Raw genomic sequence first — 21,034 nt, forward strand, 5'->3', positions numbered from 1 at the left:
GCCACAAGCCCGCTCCCACAGTGAATTGGGTGTACCTCAGATTTCGAGGTTGCCCCAGCCAGGTTTCAACTCTTGCGGCGCTACCGCTTTCACTCTCTTGCCGGTAGCCAATTCCACCCGCCGCGCCACCTCGGGGTCATCGGCAAACGGAATCAGGCTGGCATCGTCCAGGCTCTCGGTCGTCTGCTGTTTCAAGCAGTATTCGATCGCCAGCCAAAGCCCCAGCACGCCCAATAGATTCAATGCCATTTCGATCATGTCAGGCTCCTTGCCTCAGGCATACTGCGCTTCAAGTTCGGCCATCTTCACATCCGCAACCCGCACCGTACGCCACACGTTATACGCCATCAGCAGCATGCCGCTGAGGAAGAACACCCCGCCGACAAACCGCACGATGAAGCCCGGATGACTGGCCTGCAACGCCTCGACGAACGAGTAGGTCAGCGTGCCGTCGTCGTTGATCGCACGCCACATCAAGCCCTGGGTGATGCCGTTGACCCACATCGAGGCGATGTACAGCACGGTGCCGATGGTCGCCAGCCAGAAGTGCAGGTTGATCAGCGGCACGCTGTGCATTTGCGTGCGGCCAAAGACTTTCGGGACCATGTGATAGATCGCGCCGAAGGTGATCATCGCCACCCAACCGAGAGCGCCGGCGTGCACGTGGCCGATGGTCCAGTCGGTGTAGTGGGAGAGGGCATTGACCGTCTTGATCGCCATCATCGGCCCTTCGAAAGTCGACATGCCGTAGAAGGCCAGGGACAGCACGAGGAAGCGCAGGATCGGGTCGGTACGCAACTTATGCCAGGCCCCCGACAGCGTCATCATGCCGTTGATCATACCGCCCCAGCTCGGCGCCAGCAGAATCAGCGACATCGCCATGCCCAGGGACTGCGCCCAGTCCGGCAGTGCGGTGTAGTGCAGGTGGTGGGGGCCGGCCCAGATGTACAGGGTGATCAGCGCCCAGAAGTGCACGATCGACAAGCGATAGGAATACACCGGCCGACCCACCTGTTTCGGCACGAAGTAATACATCATGCCGAGGAACCCGGTGGTGAGGAAAAAGCCCACCGCGTTGTGCCCGTACCACCACTGCACCATGGCGTCGGTGGCCCCGGAGTACACCGGATACGACTTGAACCAGTCCACCGGAATCGACAGGTGATTGACCACGTGCAGCATGGCGATCACCACGATGAACGCGCCGAAGAACCAGTTGCCGACGTAGATATGCTTGGTCTTGCGGCGCACCACGGTGGTGAAAAACACGATGGCATAGGCGAGCCAGACCACCGTCATCCACACCGCGCCGGAGAACTCGATCTCGGCGTATTCCTTGGTGGTCGTGTAGCCCAGCGGCAGGCTGATCAGCATCACCACGATCACCGATTGCCAGCCCCAGAAGGTGAATGCAGCGAGTTTGTCCGAGAACAGCCGAACCTGGCAGGTGCGCTGCACGGCGTAGTAACTGGCGGCGAATTGCGCACTGCCGGCAAAGCCGAAAATCACCAGGCTGGTGTGCAGCGGGCGCAAGCGGCCGAAGGTGGTCCACGGCAGGTCGAGGTTCATCTCGGGCCATACCAGTTGCGAGGCGATCCATACCCCCATCGCCATCCCGACGACGCCCCATACCACGGTTGCCACGACGAATTGGCGGACGACCTTGTAGTTATAGGCCAGTCCGATTGTTGCTGTGCTCATGGTCAGTTCTTCCACGGTTGCAAAGTCTTGCCAGGCCACCCGGTCTGGCATGCGATGAACTGTAGAAACCCTGCCGGAAACAAAACAGTCTCAGGAAACTTTCATTTATACGGATCAGATACGGGGCACGCCTGCGGCCATCAGTCGCGTCCTGATACGGTTTTTTAGTGTTTAGCTGAATCTGTAACACGCTGCGCTGCTGCCGCATAGTTGCACCCCAAGAACGAGCCGCAGAGTTCGATCCACCGCAACTCCTGTGGGAGCGGCCTGTGGCGAGGGGGCTTGCCCCCGTTGGGTTGCGAAGCAGCCCCAAAATCTCTGATACACCGAAGATCTTGTGAGTGCTACGCACTCAAACGGGGGCAAGCCCCCTCGCCACAGGAGCTTCCACAGGTTCTGCGCAACATTCCTGATGAGGTGGCAGCTACATGTATCAGTACGACGACTATGACCGGGCCCTGGTGTTCGAGCGTGTTGCGCAGTTTCGCGATCAGGTCGAACGTTTCATGGCCGGCGAATTGAGCGAAGAAGAGTTCCTGCCCCTGCGTTTGCAGAATGGCCTGTATATGCAAAAACACGCCTACATGCTGCGCGTGGCGATTCCTTACGGCACCCTGAGCGCCAGGCAAATGCGCACTCTGGCGAGCATTGCCCGGGACTACGATCGTGGTTACGGCCACTTCACCACCCGGCAAAACATGCAGTTCAACTGGATCGAACTGGCCCAGGTCCCGGACATCCTCGAACGCCTGGCCCAAGTGGAAATGCACGCGATCCAGACCTCCGGCAACTGCGTGCGCAACATCACCACCGAAGCCTTCGCCGGCGTTGCGGCGGACGAGCTGATGGACCCGCGTCCGCTGGCGGAGATCCTGCGGCAATGGTCGACCATCAACCCGGAATTCCTGTTCCTGCCGCGCAAGTTCAAGATCGCCATCTGTTCGGCGAAACAGGACCGCGCGGCGATCATGATGCATGACATCGGTCTTTATCTTTATTGCGACGACAGCGGGCAAATGCTCTTGCGGGTGATCGTTGGCGGCGGGTTGGGGCGTACGCCGATTCTCGGTCTGCAGATTCGCGAAGGCTTGCCGTGGCAGCATTTGCTGTCTTATGTCGAGGCGGTGCTGCGGGTCTACAACCGCCACGGGCGGCGCGATAACAAGTACAAGGCGCGGATCAAGATTCTGGTCAAGGCCTTGGGGATCGAAGCGTTCGCCAAGGAAGTGGAGGAGGAGTGGCAACACCTCAAGGACGGCCCGGCGCAGTTGACCGACGTCGAGTATGAGCGTGTCGCCAGCGCCTTTGTGCCACCCGATTACCGTTCACTGGCCGGCACCGACCTGGACTTCGGCACGCGCCTGGCCGAGCACTCGGCGTTCGCCCGTTGGGTGGCGCGCAACGTTCAGCCGCACAAGGTGCCGGGTTACGCCAGCGTGGTGCTGTCGACCAAGCCGGGTATCGCCGCGCCGCCGGGGGATGTCACGGCCGAACAAATGGAAGCGGTGGCGCTATGGTCCGAGCAGTTCGGTTTCGGCGAAATTCGCATCGCCCATGAACAGAACATCGTCCTGCCGGACGTGCCCAAGGCAGACCTTTACGCGCTGTGGTGCCTGGCCTGCGAGCAAGGCCTGGGGAGTGCCAACATCGGCTTGCTGACTGACATCATCGCTTGCCCTGGCGGCGACTTCTGCGCCCTGGCCAACGCCAAGTCGATCCCCATCGCGCAAGCGATTCAGGCACGTTTCGACGATCTGGACTACCTGCATGACCTGGGCGACATCAGCCTGAACATCTCCGGCTGCATGAACGCCTGCGGCCATCACCACATCGGCAACATCGGCATCCTTGGCGTCGACAAGAACGGCAGCGAGTGGTACCAGATCACCCTCGGCGGCGCCCAGGGCAAGGACAGCGCGTTGGGCAAGGTCATCGGCCCGTCCTTCAGTGCCGCCGAAGTGCCCGATGTGATTGAACGGATCATCGGCACGTTCGTGCGCTACCGCGAGAGCGAAGAACTGTTCGTCGATACCCTGGCGCGCGTCGGTCTGGAGCCATTCAAGGAACGGGTTTATCCAAAGGTGCTGGAGGTGTCGGCATGAACAATCTGCTGCGTTTGCGAGAGGGCGGTGCCGAGTGGGTGCGCGATGACCCGTGGCAGTTGATTCGTGAAACGACCGGTGAACCGCCGGCCGGGCCGCTGATCCTGCCGTTACCCCAGTGGCTGGCCCTTAACGCCGACACCACAACCGCGCTCGAAGGTGTCTGGCTCGGTCCTGACGACGAAGTGACAAATCTGATTCCGTGGTTCCCCGACCTGTCGCTGATTGCCCTGGACTTCCCGAGTTTTCGCGACGGACGTGCCTACAGCCAGGCCTATCTGTTGCGCACGCGATTCGGATGGCAAGGCGAATTGCGCGCGATTGGCGATGTGCTGCGCGATCAACTCAGCCACATGCGCCAATGCGGTTTCGACAGCTTTGCCGTGCGTGAAGACAAGTCTGCCGAAGATGCGCTGAAGGGACTGGCGGGGATGAGCGTGTTGTATGGGCGTTCGGTGATCGAGCCGCGGCCGTTGTTTCGGCGGCGGTAGGGCATTGGGATCTTTTGCTTGGGCCAGTGATGGCATTTTGATAGAGTCCGCGTCTCATAAGGAGTTGGTGAAGAAAGGAGTCTGGTTTGGGCGCGGGCAAGAAGATTTTAGGGTTGATAGCGCTGTTGCTGATGGCGGCCCTGTGGGGCAGTTATTTTTACGTGTTCAAAGAGAACCGTAACGGCCAGCTCGGGGATGCGTTCGACAGCTACGCCTGGTGCGGCACGCCGCCGGCCAGCGATAGCGGCGGGCAGGGCAAGGATCAACTGTCGCTGCGCATCACCAACAACGTTCGCGGCGAGTTCATGCTCTCGGGGGCGGTTGTCGTTTCCGAGCGAACCTTTGATCGCTACGACCTGGGCCGCAACGAACTGCGGCTGCGCATGGAGCCGCTACAGTGGTCCTACGGCGTTGCGCCGATTTTCATGGAACAGGTCAAGATCAAACCCCTGAGCCGTAACCTGTCTTCGGTCAACAAAAGTGCCTACGCCGAACTTGAGTCCCGGCCCATCGACGTCCAGGGGCGTGCGACCGACTTTCCGTTCGACACCTACCGCTACGGTTACAAACCGGTGTTGTACTACCTCAAGGGTAACGAGCGCGTCGACCTGCGTTTCAAAAACGTCACCACCAGCATGCAGATGTCCAACACCTTTACGCCGATCCAGAAGTACAACCGTGTCGAGTACATCAACGAGAAAAATTCGCTGATCAGCGAGCAGGACTACAAGCCCTACGGCGCCAACGAATGCGCGTTCAGCGTCGAGCGCAAGGGCTCGTTCAAGGTGATTGTGTTGCTGTTGTTGCTGGTGATGTGCCTGCCGCTGCTGCACGTGTTCTATCGCGACGAGCCGGGCATCGACTTTCTCGCGACGCTGGTGAGTATTGGCGCGATCCGGGTGTTCCTGGTGGGGCCGTTGAACGATTTCCAGTTGTACACCATCGACTTCCTGTTCGGCGCGGTGATCATCCTGGTGGGCACGGTATCGTTGATCAAGGCGATGCGGGCCAATAGCCGGCGGGAGTTGGCAGCGAAAAGCGGGTCTTCGTGGTGATTATCGCGACCGTGGCGAGAGCTGAAAATTGTGATTTTCGATACAAAAACGCCGGGCATTAGCTATACCTGTAACTCTCGTAGGCAATACCGTTGCCGTCCTTCCGACAGGAGTTAAAGCATGAAGCTTGCGTTAATGATGAGCACACTGTGCATCGCCTCTCTCGGGGTGGCGGGTTGCGCCAGCAAAGTCGTCGAGCCAGACCAGTACTCCGGCTTTCTCAAGGACTACAGCCAGCTCAAGGAAGCCAAGTCGCCATCGGGCGCCGTGGTGATGCGCTGGGTCGATCCCAAGCTCAACGTCAACAAATACACCAGTGCCTACATCGAGCCGACTCAGCTCTATCCCAAACCGCAGCCGACAGCGAAAATCCCTCAGACCACGTTGAACGGCATCACCAGCTACTACGATCAAGCGCTCAAGCGCGAACTGGGTAAATCCCTGCCACTGGCCAGCGGCCCCGGGCCAGGCGTGATCGTGGTGCGTGCGGCGATCACCGCCGTCAGCAGCAAGACCGAAAGCCTCAAGCCATATGAAGTGATCCCGATCGCCCTGGTGGCAGCGGCCGTCACCACCGCCAGCGGTGCTCGCGATCAGCAAACCGATCTGGCCACCGAAGCGGTGTTTCTCGATGGCGGCACCAACAAAGTCATCGCCCAGGTGGTGCGCAAGGGCACCGGCAAACCGCTGGAAAACGAAGCTCAGGTGATGAAAGCCGATGACGTGAAAAACGTGATCGATGGCTGGGCTTCGGACATGAATCAGTCGTTTGTAAAATTCAAGTCCAAGTAACGCGGGTTCATTGTTCGCGCAAGATCGTTCCCAGGCATGGGAACGATCAATCCCCTTGGCTATTCCCCCGGGATGTCGGCCGGTATGACAGTGAGCGCAATCGGCGTCGCATGACTTTGCATTGTCTGGGCACCGACACCACAACTGGCGAAAAGCGCCATCAGGCTGAATCCCGCAACGCGAAGCAAACCTTTCATAGACGTTTCCTCATTTTCCGAAGATGACATTCGGTATGGCCTGCATGAAGGCTTTTTTTTACTCTAGCAGGTGGTTGTCGCGTCAACGGGTTTGCTTGTTGAATTGAAGGTCCATTCGCGGGCAAGCCGCGCTCCCACAGGTATTGAATGAGCCTTGGCTGATTTGCCAACCACAATCTCCTGTGGGCATGGGCTTGCTCGCGAAGAAGGATTGTCAGTCAACATCACTGTTGAATGCTGAGTCGCGTGTAGGTGTGCTTCAGTGCTTCTTCGCCTGTGCCCGCACGCGCTCTTCCTGTTCACGCAGTTCCGGGGTGAACTCGGCACCGAAATCTTCGGCCTCGAACACCTGGCGAATCTCGATCTCGGCCTCTGTACCCGGCATCGGGTTGGGGCAGCGCTTGACCCACTCGATCGCTTCCTCTTTCGACTTCACCTGCCACAGCCAGTAGCCGGCGATCAGCTCTTTGGTTTCGGCGAACGGGCCATCGATCACTGTGCGTTTATCTCCCGAGAAGCGCACACGGGCACCTTTACTGCTGGGCTGCAGGCCATCGCAGTCGATGAGGATGCCGGCCTTGGCCAGTTCCTCGTTGTAATTGCCCATTGCGGTCATCAGTTCTTCGCTGGGCATCACGCCGGCCTCGGAATCGGGGCTGGCTTTTATAATGATCATGAATCGCATGGTCTTGTCTCCGTTGAAGTTGAGTGATTCATTGCATAGTCGAATGGGCGTGACTTGAATCGACAATGCACCTAAACAAAAATTGTCCTTTTCGTTTTAGTCGATGTTGTAGAGAACAGATGTATTTTCGACATCCTCCTCGCGATCAAATATTCCTGTGAGACCCATCCAACGACCAACGGAAGGTGCCCCCCAGTTCCGCTTCAGGCACTGGATGTTCAACCTGATCCCGTCGAACTGGACGGTGGTGATCCGGGAGGTCGGCGATACGCATTTCATCGATGAAATGCTCAAGGGGCCGTTGCGTGCCTTTCGTCATGAGCATCGGGTGGCGGCGGGAGAGGGCGGTACGCTGTGCACCGACCGCGTGACCTATGCGGCGATTGGCGGTGCTTTGACTGAAGGGCTGCTGGTGAATGCCTGCATGCGGCGGATTTTCGCGGCGCGGCACCGCAATATGCTGCGGTTGCTCGGGTAGTGCACGTGCATCCAGCCCTGTGGAATTGCAGGTTTGCCTCTCCCGCTACTCATGACAATTTGTGTTTTTGCATAGGTCCCCGGCTCATTTCGTGGTTAACTTCGGCCTCGTCAAAATTCTCTACATCAACGTTCAGAAGGACTCCGTTCATGGCTCAAGTCACTCTTAAAGGCAACCCGGTTCAAGTCAACGGCCAACTGCCACAAGCCGGTTCCCAGGCGCCAGCCTTTTCCCTGGTTGCCGGCAATCTGTCCGACGTGACCCTGGCGAGCTTCGCCGGCAAGCGTAAAGTGTTGAACATCTTCCCAAGCGTCGACACCCCGACCTGCGCCACCTCCGTGCGCAAGTTCAATGCCCAGGCCAATGACGTGGCCAACACCGTGGTGCTGTGCATCTCGGCTGATCTGCCGTTCGCCCAAGCCCGCTTCTGCGGCGCCGAAGGCCTGGAAAACGTACAGAACCTGTCGACCCTGCGCGGTGCCGAGTTCAAGGAAAACTACGGCGTGGCCATCGCCGATGGTCCACTCAAAGGCCTGACCGCCCGTGCCGTCGTGGTTCTGGACGAAAACGACAAGGTCCTGCACAGCGAACTGGTCAAGGAAATCGCTGAAGAACCGAACTACGACGCAGCGCTCGCCGTTCTGAAGTAAGCAAAGTTTTACAATTGTTAACGGCCTGGCCCTGTCCAGGCCGTTTTCATTTGTGTCCTAACTTCCTGTTACGTAAGCCAAAGGTAAATTGCCGGTAAAGGCGCTTTGCTTAATACCCGCCAGTGCTTATCGTTCAGCCTCCCGTAGAAAAAAGCGCACGCGCCCAATGGTTGATCATTCCATGCAATCCTCCGCTTCCCGCAATCCTCGTCGCTGGCTGTTCGGCCTGCTTGTCCTGTTGGTCATCGTCGGCCTGTGCTGGAAGTTCTGGCCCGCTGGCAGCAGCCCGAAGGAGGGCGCAGGGCAGAAAGCCGTTGCCGGGCATACCGGCCGGTCGGGGGGGATGCGTCCGGGATTCGGCGGGGCGACGGGACCGGTTCCGGTGCGCGTGGCGCCGGTGGTCAAAGGCGATTTTCCGCTGTATTACAAGGCGCTGGGCACGGTCACGGCGCTGAACACCATCAATGTGCGCAGCCGCGTCGGTGGCGAACTGGTCAAGGTCTATTTCGAAGAAGGGCAGATGGTCAAGGCGGGTGACCTGCTGGCCGAGATCGATCCACGTCCTTATCAGAATGCCTTGCTCCAGGCCGAAGGCACCTTGCTGCAGAATCAGGCGCAATTGAAAAACGCCCAGGTCGACGTCGAGCGTTATCGTGGCCTGTACCGCGAAGACAGTATCGCCAAGCAAACCCTGGACACCGCCGAAGCGCTGGTCGCCCAGTATCAGGGTACGGTCAAGACCAATCAGGCGGCGGTCAACGACGCCAAGCTCAATCTGGAATTCACCAAGATCCGCGCTCCGATCACCGGGCGTGTGGGTCTGCGGCAGCTGGACGTCGGCAACCTTGTGGCGGCCAACGACACCACGGCGCTGGTGATCATCACCCAGACCCAACCGATCAGCGTGGCCTTTACCTTGCCGGAAAACAGCCTGGACACCGTGCTGACCCGCTATCGCACCGGCGCCAAGCTGCCCGCCGAAGCCTGGGACCGTGGCGACACCCAATTGCAGGCCACCGGCGTGTTGCAGAGCCTCGATAACCAGATCGACGTCACCACCGGCACCCTGAAATTCAAGGCCCGCTACGAGAACCGTGATCAAGCGCTGTTCCCGAATCAGTTCGTCAACGTGCACCTGCTGGCCGATACCCTTAAAGATGTGGTGCTTGCACCCTCGGCGGCGATCCAGTTCGGCACCAATGGCACATTCGTCTATGCGCTGGACGGCGACAAGAAGGTTGCCATCCGTCAGTTGAAAGTCGGCGCCAGTGACGGGGAAAACACCGTGATTACCGAAGGCCTGGCCGTCGGTGATCGGGTGGTGCTGGAAGGCACCGACCGCCTGAAGGACGGCAGTGAAGTGGAGGTGGTCAACGACAGCAAGGATGTACCGACCACTCCGACCGAACATCTGCAAGGCAAATCGGCGGCGACCCCAGGCGAGCCGGCGGCCACCGACAAGGCGAAAAAGGGCGGCGCATGAACATCTCGCGGCTGTTCATCCTTCGCCCGGTCGCCACGACCCTGAGTATGCTGGCCATTATTCTGGCCGGTGTAATCGCTTATCGGCTGCTGCCGGTGTCGGCATTGCCCCAGGTCGATTACCCGACCATCCGCGTCATGACGCTCTATCCCGGCGCCAGCCCGGATGTCATGACCAGCGCCGTGACTGCGCCGCTGGAGCGTCAGTTCGGCCAGATGCCCGGCCTGACCCAGATGGCCTCGACCAGTTCCGGTGGTGCCTCGGTGCTGACCCTGCGGTTCAGCCTCGACATCAACATGGACGTCGCCGAGCAGCAGGTGCAGGCGGCGATCAACGCCGCGACCAATTTGCTGCCCAAGGATCTGCCCGCGCCGCCGGTGTACAACAAGGTCAACCCGGCGGATACCCCGGTGCTGACCCTGGCCATCACTTCCAAAACCATGCTGCTGCCCAAGCTCAATGACTTGGTCGACACCCGTATGGCACAGAAAATCGCCCAGATCAGCGGCGTCGGCATGGTCACTATTGCCGGCGGTCAGCGTCAGGCGGTGCGGATCAAGGTCAACCCCGAGGCCCTGGCGGCCAACGGCCTGAACCTGTCGGACGTGCGCACCTTGATCGGTGCCTCCAACGTCAACCAGCCCAAAGGCAACTTCGACGGCCCGACCCGGGTGTCGATGCTCGACGCCAACGACCAGCTGACGTCGCCCAAGGACTACGCCAACCTGATTCTGGCCTATAAAAACGGCGCGCCGTTGCGGCTCAAGGACGTGGCACAAATCGTCGATGGCGCCGAGAACGAACGCCTGGCGGCATGGGCCAATGAAAACCAGGCCGTGCTGCTGAACATCCAGCGTCAGCCCGGCGCCAATGTCATCGAGGTAGTCGACCGGATCAAGGCCTTGCTGCCGAGCATCACCGACAACCTGCCGGCCGGCCTCGACGTCACGGTGCTCACCGATCGCACACAAACCATCCGCGCCTCGGTCACCGACGTGCAACACGAACTGCTGATCGCCATCGCCCTGGTGGTGATGGTCACGTTCCTGTTCCTGCGGCGGGCCAGTGCCACGATCATTCCGTCGGTGGCGGTGCCGCTGTCGTTGATCGGCACCTTCGGCGTGATGTACCTCGCCGGGTTTTCGGTCAACAACCTGACCCTGATGGCGCTGACTATCGCCACCGGTTTCGTGGTGGATGATGCGATCGTGATGCTGGAGAACATTTCCCGCTTCATCGAAGAGGGCGACAGCCCGCTGCAAGCGGCGCTCAAGGGTGCCAAGCAGATCGGCTTCACCCTGATTTCCCTGACCCTGTCGTTGATCGCGGTGCTGATTCCGTTGCTGTTCATGGCCGATGTGGTGGGGCGCTTGTTCCGCGAGTTCGCGATCACGTTGGCGGTGGCGATCCTGATTTCGCTGGTAGTGTCCCTGACCCTGACGCCGATGATGTGCGCGCGGTTGCTCAAGCGTGAGCCCAAGGAAAAAGATCAGGGCTGGTTCTACCGCTCCAGTGGCGCGACCATCGACTGGATGATCGCCGCCTACGGGCGCAAGTTGCAGTGGGTGCTCAAGCATCAGCCGCTGACCTTGCTGGTGGCCATCGGCACGTGGGCATTGACCGTGTTCCTGTACATGGTGGTGCCCAAGGGTTTCTTCCCGGTGCAGGACACCGGGGTGATCCAGGGGATTTCCGAGGCGCCACAGTCGATTTCCTTCGCGGCGATGAGCGAGCGCCAGCAGGAATTGGCCAAGGTGATTCTGGCTGACCCTGCGGTCGAAAGCCTGTCGTCCTATATTGGCGTCGACGGTGATAACTCGACGCTCAACAGCGGCCGGTTACTGATCAACCTCAAGTCCCACGGCCACCGCAACCTGAGCGCCACCCAAGTCATTGCCCGCTTGCAACCGGAGCTGGACAAGCTGGTCGGCATTCGCCTGTTCATGCAGCCGGTGCAGGACCTGACCATCGAAGATCGGGTCAGCCGTACGCAGTACCAGTTCAGCATGTCGTCGCCGGATGCCGAGTTGCTTGGCTTGTGGAGCGGGCGTCTGGTCGAAGCCCTGGCGCAACGCCCGGAACTGACCGATGTCGCCAGTGATTTGCAGGACAAGGGTTTGCAGGTTTATCTGGTGATCGACCGCGATGCGGCGTCGCGGGTTGGCGTATCGGTGTCGAACATCACCGACGCGCTCTACGACGCCTTCGGCCAACGGCAGATTTCCACCATTTACACCCAGGCCAGCCAGTACCGCGTGGTGCTGCAATCGCAGTCCGGCGAGAAGATCGGCCCCGATGCGCTGAACCAGATTCACGTCAAGACCACCGATGGCGGGCAAGTGCGCCTGTCCAGCCTGGCGCATGTCGAGGAGCGTCAGGCGCAGCTGGCGATCACCCACATCGGCCAGTTCCCGGCGGTGATGATGTCGTTCAATCTGGCGCCCGGCGTGGCGCTGGGGCATGCGGTGCAGATCATCGATCAGGTGCAGAAAGACATCGGTATGCCGATTGGCGTGCAGACCCAGTTCCAGGGCGCGGCCGAAGCGTTCCAGGCGTCGCTGTCGAGCACTTTGCTGCTGATTCTGGCGGCGGTGGTGACCATGTACATCGTGCTCGGCGTGCTCTACGAGAGCTACATTCACCCGATCACCATCCTCTCGACCTTGCCCTCGGCGGCGGTCGGCGCCTTGCTGGCGCTGCTGTTGAGCGGTAATGACCTGGGGATGATCGCGATCATCGGCATCATCTTGCTGATCGGTATCGTGAAAAAGAACGCGATCATGATGATCGACTTCGCCCTCGAGGCTGAACGTAATCAGGGCATGGACCCGCAGGCTGCGATCTATCAGGCGGCGCTGTTGCGTTTCCGGCCGATTCTGATGACCACCCTGGCGGCATTGTTCGGCGCGGTGCCGCTGATGCTCGCCACCGGTTCTGGCGCGGAGTTGCGCCAGCCTCTGGGTCTGGTGATGGTCGGTGGCTTGCTGGTGAGTCAGGTGCTGACGCTGTTCACCACGCCTGTCATCTACTTGTACTTCGACCGCCTCGGGCGGCGCTGGGGCCGTAAGGCCCAGTCCGTGGACCCGGTAGAACAGCCATGAACCTGTCCGGACCTTTCATCAAGCGCCCGGTCGCGACGATGTTGCTGAGCCTGGCGATCATGTTGCTGGGCGGCGTGAGTTTCGGCCTGTTGCCGGTATCGCCGCTGCCGCAGATGGATTTCCCGGTGATCGTGGTTCAGGCCAGTCTGCCTGGTGCGAGCCCGGAGGTCATGGCCTCAACCGTGGCCACGCCGCTGGAGCGTTCCTTCGGCACCATCGCCGGGGTCAACACCATGAGCAGCCGCTCCAGCCAGGGCTCGACCCGGGTGATTCTGCAGTTCGACCTGGACCGCGACATCAACGGCGCGGCGCGGGAAGTGCAGGCGGCGATCAACGCCTCGCGCAACCTGCTGCCCAGCGGAATGCGCAGCATGCCGACCTACAAGAAGGTCAACCCATCGCAAGCGCCGATCATGGTGCTGTCGCTGACCTCGGATGTGTTGGAAAAAGGTCAGCTCTACGATTTGGCCTCGACCATTCTGTCCCAGAGCCTGTCCCAGGTGCAGGGCGTAGGTGAAGTGCAGATCGGCGGCAGTTCGTTGCCGGCGGTGCGCATCGAGCTCGAACCCCAGGCGCTCAACCAGTACGGCGTGGCACTGGACGATGTGCGCACCACCATCGCCAACGCCAACGTGCGCCGGCCCAAGGGCTCGGTCGAAGACGGCCAGCGGCTGTGGCAGGTCCAGGCCAACGATCAGCTGGAAAAGGCCAAGGATTACGAGTCGCTGATCATTCACTACGCGGACGGCGCAGCCTTGCGCCTGAAGGATGTGGCCAAGGTCAGCGACAGCGTCGAGGACCGCTACAACAGCGGGTTCTTCAACGATGACGCGGCAGTCTTGCTGGTGATCAACCGCCAGGCCGGCGCCAACATCATCGAGACGGTCAACGAGATCAAGGCGCAGTTGCCGGCATTGCAGGCGGTGCTGCCGGCCAGCGTCAAGCTGAACCTGGCGATGGACCGTTCGCCGGTGATCAAGGCCACCCTGCACGAAGCGGAAATGACCCTGTTGATTGCCGTGGCGCTGGTGATTCTGGTGGTGTTCCTGTTCCTCGGTAACTTTCGCGCCTCGCTGATTCCAACCCTGGCGGTGCCGGTGTCACTGGTGGGCACGTTTGCCGTGATGTACCTCTACGGCTTCTCCCTGAACAACCTGTCGCTGATGGCGCTGATTCTGGCCACCGGGCTGGTGGTGGACGATGCCATCGTGGTGCTGGAGAACATTTCCCGGCACATCGACAAGGGCGTACCGCCGATGAAGGCCGCGTACCTCGGGGCGCAGGAAGTCGGCTTCACGCTGCTGTCGATGAACGTCTCGCTGGTGGCGGTGTTCCTGTCGATCCTGTTCATGGGCGGGATCATCGAAAGCCTGTTCCGCGAGTTTTCCATCACCCTGGCGGCGGCCATCGTGGTGTCGCTGCTGGTGTCGCTGACGCTGACGCCGATGCTCTGCGCGCGCTGGCTCAAGCCGCATACGCCGGGGCAGGAAAACCGTCTGCAGCGCTGGAGCCAGCGGGCCAACGACTGGATGGTCGGCAAATACGCCACCAGCCTCGACTGGGTGCTGCGTCATCGCCGACTGACCTTGCTCAGTCTGTTCGTGACGATTGGCGTAAACATTGCGCTGTATGTTGTTGTTCCTAAAACCTTTCTTCCCCAGCAAGACACCGGCCAGCTGATCGGTTTCGTGCGTGGCGATAATGGCCTGTCGTTCAGCGTGATGCAGCCGAAGATGGAAACCTTCCGCCGCGCCGTGCTCAAGGACGACGCGGTGCAAAGCGTTGCAGGGTTCATCGGTGGCAACAACGGCACCAATAACGCGTTCATGCTGGTGCGGCTCAAGCCGATCAAGGAACGCAACCTGTCCGCGCAGAAAGTCATCGAGCGTTTGCGCAAGGAAATGCCCAAGGTGCCCGGTGCGCAATTGATGCTGATGGCTGACCAGGACCTGCAATTCGGTGGCGGTCGCGAGCAAACCACCTCGCAGTACTCCTACATCCTGCAAAGTGGCGATCTCGGTGCGTTACGCGAGTGGTATCCGAAAGTCGTTGCCGCCTTCAAGGCCCTGCCTGAACTGACGGCGATTGACGCCCGCGAAGGCCGTGGCGCCCAGCAAGTGACGCTGATCGTCGATCGCGACCAGGCCAAGCGGCTGGGCGTGGACATGAACATGGTCACGGCGGTGCTGAACAACGCCTATAGCCAGCGGCAGATTTCGACGATCTACGACAGCCTCAACCAGTATCAGGTGGTGATGGAGGTCAATCCGAAATACGCCCAGGACCCAGTCACCCTGAACCAGGTCAAAGTGATCACTGCCGACGGCGCGCGAATTCCGTTGTCGACCATCGCCCACTATGAGAGCAGCCTGGAAAACGATCGGGTCAGCCACGAAGGCCAGTTCGCTTCGGAAAGCATCGCCTTCGACATGGCCGAAGGGGTGACGGTGGAGCAGGGCTCGGCGGCCATCGAGCGGGCGATTGCCAAACTCGGCCTGCCGGAAGACGTGATCGCGAAAATGGCCGGCACCGCCGACGCCTTCGCCGCCGCACAGAAGAGCCAGCCGTGGATGATCCTCGGCGCGCTGGTCGCGGTGTATCTGGTGCTGGGTGTGCTGTATGAAAGCTACATTCATCCGCTGACCATTCTTTCGACCTTGCCATCGGCCGGGGTCGGCGCGCTGCTGTCGATCTATGTGCTGGGCGGTGAGTTCAGCCTGATCTCCTTGTTGGGGCTGTTCCTGTTGATTGGTGTAGTGAAGAAAAACGCCATTCTGATGATCGACCTGGCGCTGCAACTGGAACGGCACCAAGGCCTGGAGCCGCTGGAATCGATCCGCAGCGCCTGCCTGCAACGGCTGCGACCGATTCTGATGACCACCCTGGCGGCGATCCTCGGTGCCTTGCCGCTGCTGCTGAGCCGCGCCGAAGGGGCGGAAATGCGTCAGCCGCTGGGCCTGACCATCATCGGCGGGCTGGTCTTCAGCCAGGTGCTGACCCTTTACACCACCCCGGTGGTTTACCTCTATCTCGACAAACTGCGCCATCGTTTCAACCGCTGGCGTGGGGTGCGTACCGATGCTGCTCTGGAAACTCCGCTATGACTGACCGTTCGCTTCTCAACCTGGCTGCACCGCTGATCACGGCCCGAGGCTCGCGTTTGCTGAGCCTGTCGCTGTGCGTGGCAATGCTCAGCGCCTGCGCCATCGGCCCGGATTACCAGCGCCCGCAAGCCGCCGCACCTGCGCAGTACAAAGAGGCGGCCGGCTGGCGTCAGGCCAACCCCAGCGATTCGTTGGCGCGTGGTGCCTGGTGGGAGCTGTATGGCGATCAGCAGCTCAACGGCCTGATCGAAAAGCTCAACAGCGCCAATCAGACCGTTGCCCAGTCCGAGGCCCAGTACCGTCAGGCCCAGGCCTTGGTGCGCAGTGCCCGTGGGGCGTTTTTTCCGACGGTGGACCTGACCGTCAGCAAGAACCGCTCCAGCCAGGGCACCGGCAGCAGCAGTTCGAGCCTGAGCAGTTCGTCCAGCGGTATCCGTGACACTTACTCGGCACAGGCCGGGGTCAGTTGGGAAGCCGATATCTGGGGCAAATTGCGTCGAGGCCTGGAAGCCGACACGGCCAACGCCCAGGCGAGTTTTGCCGACCTGGCGGCGATGCGCCTGAGCCAGCAATCGGAGCTGGTGCAGAACTACCTGCAATTGCGGGTGATCGATGAGCAGAAACGCCTGCTGGAAGCGACAGTCGAGGCCTATCAGCGCTCGCTGAAAATGACCGAAAACCAGTACCGCGCCGGAGTTTCCGGCAAGGATGCGGTGGCCCAGGCCACCACTCAGCTCAAAACCACCCAGGCGGAGATGGTCGACCTGATCTGGCAGCGCGCGCAGTTCGAGAACGCCATCGCCGTGCTGATCGGCCTGCCACCGGCCGAATTCAGCCTGGCCGAAACCCCAGACATCCCGGCGCTTCCCCAGGTGCCGCTGAGCTTGCCTTCGCAGCTGCTGGAACGGCGCCCGGACATCGCCTCCGCCGAACGCTCGGTGATGGCCGCCAACGCCAACATCGGCGTGGCGAAGGCGGCCTACTACCCGGACCTGACCCTGAGCATGAACGGCGGCTATAGCAGTAGCACTTACGCCAACTGGATCAGCTTGCCGAACCGTTTCTGGTCGGTCGGCCCACAACTGGCCATGACCCTGTTCGACGGTGGTCAGCGCTCGGCGGAAGTCGACCGCAGTGAAGCGGCCTACGACGAGACCGTCGCCAAATACCGCCAGACCGTGCTCGATGGCTTCCGCGAAGTGGAAAACTATCTGGTGCAGCTCAAGGTGCTGGAAGACGAAGCCGTCGTGCGCCAGGAAGCACTGGATGCGGCACGCGAGTCCCTTCGCTTGACCCGGAACCAGTACAAGGCCGGGTTGATCGCTTATCTGGATGTGGTGGTGGTTCAGGCTACGGCGTTGAACAACGAACGCAACGCGCTGAGCCTGTTGCAGAGCCGGCTGATTGCCAGCGTGCAGTTGATTGCCGCGCTGGGCGGTGGGTGGGACGGGCAGCTTCAGGTGAGTGACAAGCAATAGCAGCACCCTGTGTGGCGAGGAGGCTTGCCCCCGTTGGGGCGCGAAGCGGCCCCCTGCATTCTTCAGATATACCGAGCCGCCTTATTTTACGACTGCTGCGCAGCCGAACGGGGCGATGCGGCGTTCCGACAAGCCCCCTCGCCACAGGGTCACACAACCGCTTCATCATCTTGATGGCTTTTTGATTACTTTGTGAGTGCGTTCGTCCGCGGAATCAGTACAATCGCCGGCTTTGCTCCCCCGAGAACAAACACAGTATGGCGGGGGCTGTTGCGAGAAATCCCATGCTCATTGGTAGTTATTCCCTTACGCTGGTTTTCATATCGCTGTGCGTGGCGATACTGGCCTCTTATACCGCGCTTGACCTCACCGGACGCATCGCCACGGCCAAGGGCCGAGCGGCGCATTTATGGACGGCGGGCGGCGCTTTTGCGATGGGCATCGGCGTGTGGTCGATGCATTTCATCGGCATGCTTGCGTTCACATTGCCGATCGACCTGGGCTACGACACCACCCTCACGGCACTGTCGCTGTTGATCGCGGTGCTGTCTTGCGGCTTTGCCCTTTGGCTGGTCAGTCAGCCACGGCTACCGGCCTGGCAACTGGCGTTCGGCGCGCTGATCATGGGCGCGGGTATCAGCGCCATGCATTACACCGGCATGGCCGCCATGCGCATGCAGCCGGGCATCGATTACGACCCGACTCTGTTTGGCGCGTCGTTGCTGATTGCCGTCGGCGCGTCGGGCGCGGCGTTATGGATCGCTTTCCGCCTGCGCCAGCACACGCCGCATGTTCGCCTGTTCCGTGCGGGTGCTGCAGTCATCATGGGCATTGCCATCGTCGGCATGCACTACACCGGCATGGCCGCGGCGCGCTTTGCCGCCGGCAGTTTCTGTGGTGCGGCGGTCAGCGGCTTGAACGGCAAGGGGCTGGACAGCCTGGTGCTGATCACCACCTTGGCGATATTGAGCATCGCCTTGCTGACGTCGATCCTCGATGCCCGCCTGGAGGCTCGCACCGCGGACCTCGCCCACTCGCTGACCGTGGCCAACCGTGAACTCACTCAACTGGCCTTGCACGACACCCTGACCGGTTTGCCCAACCGCATGTTGCTGGCCGACCGTATCGATCAGGCCATATCGAAAGTGCAGGAGCAGGGCAGCTGTTTTGCGTTGATGTTCATTGATCTGGACGGCTTCAAACCGGTCAACGATGCGTTCGGCCATCACATGGGCGACCAGCTGTTGCGTGAAGTTGCACTGCGCCTGCGCGAAGACCTGCGTAGCCAGGACACCCTGGCGCGGATCGGCGGCGACGAGTTCGTGTTGCTGGTGCGCCTGAACGAGCCAAACGATGCGCTGAGCCTGGCGGAGCGTCAGGTCGGGTTGATTGCGCGCTCGTTCCGGGTCGCCGAACATGACTTGCAGATTTCCGCCAGTGTCGGCATCGCGCTCTATCCGGGCAACGGTCAGACGGCCGATGAGTTGCTGATGAACGCCGATGCCGCGATGTACCACGCCAAAGGCGCCGGGAAAAACGGTCATCGCTTCTTCGACGCCTCGATGAACAGCAACGCGCGCAAACAGCTGCAATTGCTCCAGGACTTGCGCAGTGCCGTCGATCAGCAACAGTTCAAACTTTATTACCAGCCCAAATTCGACGCCGGTCATGGCCGACCAGTGGGCGCCGAGGCGTTGCTGCGCTGGGAGCATCCGACCCTGGGCCTGCTGCAGCCGGACACGTTCATTGACCTTGCAGAGAAGACCGGGCTGATCATTCCGATTGGCGAGTGGGTGCTCAACGAGGCCTGCCGGCAGATGCGCGAGTGGTACGTGCTCGGTTACACCGATTGGCGTATCGCGGTGAACCTCTCGGCCTTGCAATTCTGCCACGCGGGGCTGGTGCAGAGCGTTGCCAGAGCCCTGGCCACCCATCATCTGCCGGCCAACAGCCTGACCCTGGAAATCACCGAAACCACCGCCATGAGCGACGCCGATGCGAGCATGACGGTGTTGCAGGAGCTGTCGGAAATGGGCGTCGACCTGTCCATCGATGACTTCGGTACCGGCTATTCGAGCCTGATGTACCTCAAGCGCCTGCCGGCCAATGAACTGAAGATCGACCGGGGTTTCGTCCGCGATCTGGAGCACGACAGCGACGACGCGGCCATTGTCTCGGCCATCGTCGCCCTCGGCCAGGCGCTGGGCCTGCGGATCGTCGCCGAAGGGGTGGAAACCGGCGTCCAGCAAGACTTCCTGACCCAGCTGGGCTGCGACTCGTTGCAGGGCTACCTGCTCGGGCATCCGCTGCCGGCCGATCGCTTCATGGTCGACATACACCGCGGGGAGCAATCGGCAACGGGCTGATTGATCCCTGTGGTGAGGAGAGCTTGCCTGTGGTGAGGGGGCTTGCCCCCGTTGGACCGCGAAGCGGTCCCTCTTCGATTTTTCATGTTCACCGAGTTGCCTGAATTTACGACTGCTTCGCAGCCGAACGGGGGCAAGCCCCCTCACCACAGCAAGCTCCCTCGCCACAGGTTTGTCATCACAGGGTTGATGCAGGTCCATGCAAAACCGCGCAATGGCGGTTATTCTTGGCCCCGACTGCTTACGCTTGGAACGGGGGAAAGCCAGCATGGACAAAGTTATCGTCATCACCGGCGGCAGCCGTGGAATCGGCGCCGCCACGGCCCTGTTGGCCGCCGAACAAGGTTATCGGATCTGCATCAATTATCAGTCCGACGAACAGGCGGCGCTCAGTGTGCTGGAGCAAGTCCGCGCACGCGGTGCCCAAGCCATCGCCGTGCGTGCCGACGTCAGCATCGAAGACGAAGTGATCGCTCTGTTTCATCGGGTGGACACCGAACTGGGTCGGGTCACCGCGCTGGTGAACAACGCAGGCACCGTCGGGCAAAAGTCGCGGATCGACGAAATGTCGGAATTCCGCATTCTGAAAATCCTCAAGACCAACGTCCTGGCGCCGATCCTCTGCGCCAAACACGCGATTTTGCGCATGTCGCCCAAACACGGCGGGCAGGGCGGCAGCATCGTCAACGTCTCCTCGGTCGCCTCGCGTTTGGGTTCACCCAACGAGTACGTGGATTACGCCGCGTCCAAGGGGGCGCTGGACACCTTCACCATCGGCCTGTCCAAGGAAGTGGCGGGCGAGGGGATTCGCGTCAATGCGGTGCGTCCGGGTTACATCTACACCGATTTCCATGCATTGAGCGGCGATCCGGACCGGGTCAGCAAACTTGAGTCGGCGATTCCGATGGCCCGCGGTGGGCGGCCGGATGAAGTGGCGGAGGCGATTGTGTGGTTGTTGTCGGATAAGGCGTCGTATGCGACGGGGACGTTTGTTGATTTGGGCGGCGGGCGTTAACTTTTAATGGACGATCTTTACTGAGTCATCTGATTGATCTTAGCGCACCTGATTTCGAATATTATGGGTCATGAAATTACTGCTCAAAGAGATATTAAGTTTCTTTGAGCAGTAGTATGATTATTGTACTCTCGTGTATGAGTAACTTTTTCTGATGTTTACATTGTGATAAACTCCATGCGAGCTGGCGGACATTAGCTCGTCATGAATACTTTCTGGAACTCCGTAGTATTGATATACTTCGCCCTCGTGAAATTCTATTTCCAGTGTTTGAGTGCTGCTGTCATATCCGATCGAGGTTATATTACTGGAAGTCACTCTTTCTCTGTCCATGTT

Annotated in this window: 16 protein-coding genes and 1 pseudogene; 12 read left to right on the forward strand and 5 right to left on the reverse strand. The window is 60.5% G+C overall.

What is annotated here, in order from left to right:
- Window positions 1-36 precede the first annotated feature (36 nt).
- Both AC1DQM_RS01350 and ccoN read right to left on the reverse strand, forming a co-directional pair.
- Window positions 37-258, reverse strand: a complete 222-nt coding sequence (locus tag AC1DQM_RS01350; protein ID WP_064618182.1) for a hypothetical protein — start codon at window positions 256-258, stop codon at window positions 37-39.
- Between the two features lie 15 nt (window positions 259-273).
- The gene (gene ccoN / locus AC1DQM_RS01355; protein ID WP_026286424.1) at window positions 274-1,701 is read right to left on the reverse strand and encodes a cytochrome-c oxidase, cbb3-type subunit I; all 1,428 of its coding nucleotides are present in this window, start codon (window positions 1,699-1,701) and stop codon (window positions 274-276) included.
- A 428-nt stretch (window positions 1,702-2,129) separates the two neighbouring features.
- Here ccoN and AC1DQM_RS01360 point away from each other — a divergent pair, with 428 nt between their 5' ends.
- From AC1DQM_RS01360 to AC1DQM_RS01375, 4 genes are all read left to right on the forward strand, one after another.
- Window positions 2,130-3,803: a nitrite/sulfite reductase gene (locus AC1DQM_RS01360; protein ID WP_477745713.1), complete on the forward strand. Its 1,674-nt coding sequence runs from the start codon at window positions 2,130-2,132 to the stop codon at window positions 3,801-3,803.
- Window positions 3,800-4,294: a DUF934 domain-containing protein gene (locus AC1DQM_RS01365; RefSeq protein WP_477745714.1), complete on the forward strand. Its 495-nt coding sequence runs from the start codon at window positions 3,800-3,802 to the stop codon at window positions 4,292-4,294. The genes AC1DQM_RS01360 and AC1DQM_RS01365 overlap by 4 nt, the downstream gene beginning before the upstream one ends.
- An 86-nt stretch (window positions 4,295-4,380) precedes the next feature.
- The gene (locus AC1DQM_RS01370) at window positions 4,381-5,349 is read left to right on the forward strand and encodes a hypothetical protein (RefSeq protein ID WP_258612123.1); all 969 of its coding nucleotides are present in this window, start codon (window positions 4,381-4,383) and stop codon (window positions 5,347-5,349) included.
- Window positions 5,350-5,469: 120 nt separating this feature from the next.
- Entirely contained in the window at window positions 5,470-6,141 is a 672-nt protein-coding gene (locus AC1DQM_RS01375) for a DUF3313 domain-containing protein (RefSeq protein ID WP_019650018.1), read from the forward strand.
- Between the two features lie 59 nt (window positions 6,142-6,200).
- Here AC1DQM_RS01375 and AC1DQM_RS01380 read toward each other — a convergent pair whose 3' ends face one another.
- Window positions 6,201-6,338 carry a hypothetical protein gene (locus AC1DQM_RS01380; RefSeq protein ID WP_477745715.1) on the reverse strand — a complete coding sequence of 46 codons (138 nt, stop codon included), beginning with the start codon at window positions 6,336-6,338 and terminating at the stop codon, window positions 6,201-6,203.
- A 259-nt stretch (window positions 6,339-6,597) separates the two neighbouring features.
- Window positions 6,598-7,023 carry a YciI family protein gene (locus AC1DQM_RS01385; RefSeq protein WP_477745716.1) on the reverse strand — a complete coding sequence of 142 codons (426 nt, stop codon included), beginning with the start codon at window positions 7,021-7,023 and terminating at the stop codon, window positions 6,598-6,600.
- A 181-nt stretch (window positions 7,024-7,204) separates the two neighbouring features.
- On the opposite strand from AC1DQM_RS01385, the pseudogene AC1DQM_RS01390 reads away from it, so the two are divergent.
- The 8 genes and pseudogenes from AC1DQM_RS01390 to AC1DQM_RS01425 form a co-directional block, all read left to right on the forward strand.
- A pseudogene (locus AC1DQM_RS01390) lies at window positions 7,205-7,501 on the forward strand (SRPBCC family protein); the annotation flags it as partial.
- Window positions 7,502-7,650: 149 nt separating this feature from the next.
- Window positions 7,651-8,151: a thiol peroxidase gene (gene tpx, locus AC1DQM_RS01395; protein ID WP_018926141.1), complete on the forward strand. Its 501-nt coding sequence runs from the start codon at window positions 7,651-7,653 to the stop codon at window positions 8,149-8,151.
- Between the two features lie 166 nt (window positions 8,152-8,317).
- On the forward strand, window positions 8,318-9,634 hold the full coding sequence (locus AC1DQM_RS01400) for an MdtA/MuxA family multidrug efflux RND transporter periplasmic adaptor subunit (RefSeq protein ID WP_477745717.1): 1,317 nt from the start codon (window positions 8,318-8,320) through the stop codon (window positions 9,632-9,634).
- A complete protein-coding gene (locus AC1DQM_RS01405; protein WP_477745718.1) occupies window positions 9,631-12,735 on the forward strand; it encodes an MdtB/MuxB family multidrug efflux RND transporter permease subunit in 3,105 nt (1,034 codons plus the stop codon). Before AC1DQM_RS01400 ends, AC1DQM_RS01405 begins: the two co-directional genes overlap by 4 nt.
- Window positions 12,732-15,839 (forward strand): efflux RND transporter permease subunit, encoded by a 3,108-nt coding sequence (locus AC1DQM_RS01410; RefSeq protein ID WP_477745719.1) that lies wholly within the window; start codon window positions 12,732-12,734, stop codon window positions 15,837-15,839. Before AC1DQM_RS01405 ends, AC1DQM_RS01410 begins: the two co-directional genes overlap by 4 nt.
- Window positions 15,836-17,317 (forward strand): efflux transporter outer membrane subunit, encoded by a 1,482-nt coding sequence (locus AC1DQM_RS01415; RefSeq protein ID WP_018926137.1) that lies wholly within the window; start codon window positions 15,836-15,838, stop codon window positions 17,315-17,317. The genes AC1DQM_RS01410 and AC1DQM_RS01415 overlap by 4 nt, the downstream gene beginning before the upstream one ends.
- A gap of 284 nt (window positions 17,318-17,601) precedes the next feature.
- Window positions 17,602-19,683, forward strand: a complete 2,082-nt coding sequence (locus tag AC1DQM_RS01420; RefSeq protein ID WP_477745720.1) for a putative bifunctional diguanylate cyclase/phosphodiesterase — start codon at window positions 17,602-17,604, stop codon at window positions 19,681-19,683.
- 268 nt (window positions 19,684-19,951) lie between these two features.
- A complete protein-coding gene (locus AC1DQM_RS01425; RefSeq protein WP_018926135.1) occupies window positions 19,952-20,698 on the forward strand; it encodes an SDR family oxidoreductase in 747 nt (248 codons plus the stop codon).
- 120 nt (window positions 20,699-20,818) lie between these two features.
- On the opposite strand, the gene AC1DQM_RS01430 is transcribed toward AC1DQM_RS01425, so the two are convergent.
- Window positions 20,819-21,031, reverse strand: a complete 213-nt coding sequence (locus AC1DQM_RS01430; protein WP_477745721.1) for a KTSC domain-containing protein — start codon at window positions 21,029-21,031, stop codon at window positions 20,819-20,821.
- Window positions 21,032-21,034: the final 3 nt, after the last annotated feature.

Source organism: Pseudomonas sp. 01L34 (genome assembly GCF_056400265.1).